The following is a 2,578-nucleotide window of genomic DNA, read 5'->3' on the forward strand; positions in this document are numbered from 1 at the left end:
GGGCAAAAAGAGCCCGGCAGCCGTTGCGGCAGCGCCGGCAAGCACATCACGGCGATTTGGTCCTGCAGGCCTAAACGGTGAATGCGACTCCATATCAGTTTTTCCTAAATTAGAGGGCGTGAACTTGCGCGGCTGCGTGGCGGAAAGCTCAGCTCGTAAACCTTCTCTTTGCGAAGCGGGATGCGTCGCAGTCCAGTGGGTTGGTCAACTGGTCAAGTAGTTTCGTGAGACCGCGTGAGTCCAGGGAGTCGAAAGTCAACGCCTGCCGACGAAGCTCCTCCGCCCGGTCACTCGTCAGTAAACCGGCGGTGAAGGTGTCATACTTGCCCCTGAGCTCGTTGTCCGTCAGGGGGTTGTCGGTATCGCCCTTCGGGCTGCGCGGTGCCGACTGGAGAATGCGGTCATCCTTCAAATGCAGGACGACGTCGGCCCACCTCTTCCCGACGCTGATCCGCGTATAATGCTCCGTCTCGACCAGCTCGGTCGCCTGCGCAATACGGTTGATTTCCACATCCTCAAGGATCGCGGGTGCAAGTTCCTCTGGCCCGATTTTCCCGCGCGCAATCATGATCGCAACCGGAAAGACGATCGAGTAGGTCATTTCATCGAGCGTTGACGGATTATGGCCAGCCAGGCGGACGGCATAGTGGAAGGTATTGATACGCACCTTTACCACATCCTGGCTACGAACGCCGTGAGCGACCATTAGTTCTTGCACTGCATCGATCGCTGGATGAGCCCAACGACAGACCGGATACAGCTTGTAGTGGGTGTCTTCGACAATCCGCCATGACGTGCCGAGGTCACTCCACCAGGCATCAACTGCGTCCCCTTCTATGGTCACAGCTGGTGCGCCGGTGAATCCCAGCTCCGCCAAGTAAGCCGCCATAACGCCAGAGGGCGCCCCCCACCCTACGCCATCCCTCAGCATCGTTGGATGGTCGATGCACCGCATCATCTGGCTCCGCGGACCATGGTACTCAGCAATTCCGGCAGCGTGACGGATTCGGTCGACATCCAGCTTCAGCAAGCGCCCCGCGCCCACTGCGACGCCGATAGCGGTCCACGCGCCTGAGGTATGATAGTCCGCAGTGGTACCGTGCAGTGCAAGGCCAGCCCGATAGGAAATCTCGTAAGCCGTGGCGAGTGCGGTCATCAGGCCGCTTCCTGTAACCGACTGGCCACCGGCGTGGAGCGAATCCGCAACAGCAAGAAGCGACGGAAAAACAGCCGATCCGGCGTGCCCCTTGCATGGGCTCGACCCATCGTGGCCGTCGATTGAATCAACCGTAAATGCTCCGGCGAACGCTGCGCCTGCTGGGCTCACCGGACGGCCGTCGAATAGCAGACGAGCCGCCCCTGATTGCGGGGAGGCGCGCCACAAACGGTCAGCGACATCCTTGGTGATCTGCGCAATCTCTGTCGTCGACCCCACTGTGGCCACACCTATGGTGTCGGCAAAACTGCGTCGCAGTACGGTCCGGACATCCTCCGGAATATCGTTATAGTTCAACGCGACAGCGAACTCGGCAAAGTGCCCCACGCGGATACCTCCTAGCTGCCTCGGGAGCGGGAGGCGCCGAGGGATTGACGCCAGGATAAGAATCCATGGGCGGAACTCGCAATTGAATTGAATTGAATAGCTGAGAAATTTTTTGCAGGGGCGTTACAGCTTCGCCCAGGACAAACAGCTGCAAAGGAGTCGAAGGCTACAGTTGACGAGGCAACCTGCGATCCCATGCTGGGATTGAATCGCTTCTAAGACAAGGCGTCCTCCGACAGGGGCGGCACCATTGATATAGGTCCTGTTCCGACCGATGTTTTGACATAGTCGGTTTCGAGCGATACCTATTCTACCTGTCCGACAGTGAGATGACGAAGGCGCATTAGAGATGTGATTGGAAGCTTTTAGGCTGACGGTTGCTGTATCTGAAGCACTTCGTGCGCTCGGATGCTTTGAGCGTTCGCATTGCGAGAGCATTCATGGATCCGGGAGATTTCGCGTAGGGCCGGACTGTTCCGGGACACCGTTCGCAACCCAGTCCAAGGTTCCGGAGCGGCCTAGTAAGCTCCGCCCCTGCGCGGACCGATTTGTGGCACGATGAAGGCGCCTACGCGTCGGCTTGGGCGCTCGATCCCGTGGCGGGGGCAGCGCTGTCCGCATCGGCCACGCTCGCCAGTAGCCGAGGGAGGAAAGGCTCGCCTGATAGTTGGCCGAAACCCTGGCAACATAGGCAGCGAACCGCATCACGGTGCACGGGGCCTCGTTTCGAGGTCTTTGCCGGCGGCAATGGCCGGGATGGGCATGCGGGGCCGAGCCTGGGCCAGATGCCGTGGCGCATGTCACCAGCGAACGAAGCTGATCGACGATCCTAACCTCGCCCGAGTAGCGCGCAAGGCCAGAGAGTTTGTTGCCGATTAAGCCAGCACCGGTCGTTCCCAAGCGTCGTACGTCGTTAGCCGGTCGGGACAACCGCTATCTGTCAAGGTCAGGCGAACCACCAGCGATCCGCCAGCTTATACCCGTCCATGTCCCAGTTCACGGCGACAGGACCATGCGCGAGCTTGTCGCTTTTGG

At 59.7% G+C, this 2,578-nt stretch carries 1 protein-coding gene; it reads right to left on the reverse strand.

The genetic code is table 11. The features are described from left to right. Window positions 1–148: 148 nt before the first annotated feature. Window positions 149–1,543 (reverse strand): MmgE/PrpD family protein, encoded by a 1,395-nt coding sequence (locus OHD58_RS30330; RefSeq protein ID WP_263807291.1) that lies wholly within the window; start codon window positions 1,541–1,543, stop codon window positions 149–151. Window positions 1,544–2,578: the final 1,035 nt, after the last annotated feature.

It is taken from the genome of Mesorhizobium sp. ZC-5 (genome assembly GCF_025753855.1).
GTDB lineage: Bacteria > Pseudomonadota > Alphaproteobacteria > Rhizobiales > Rhizobiaceae > Neomesorhizobium.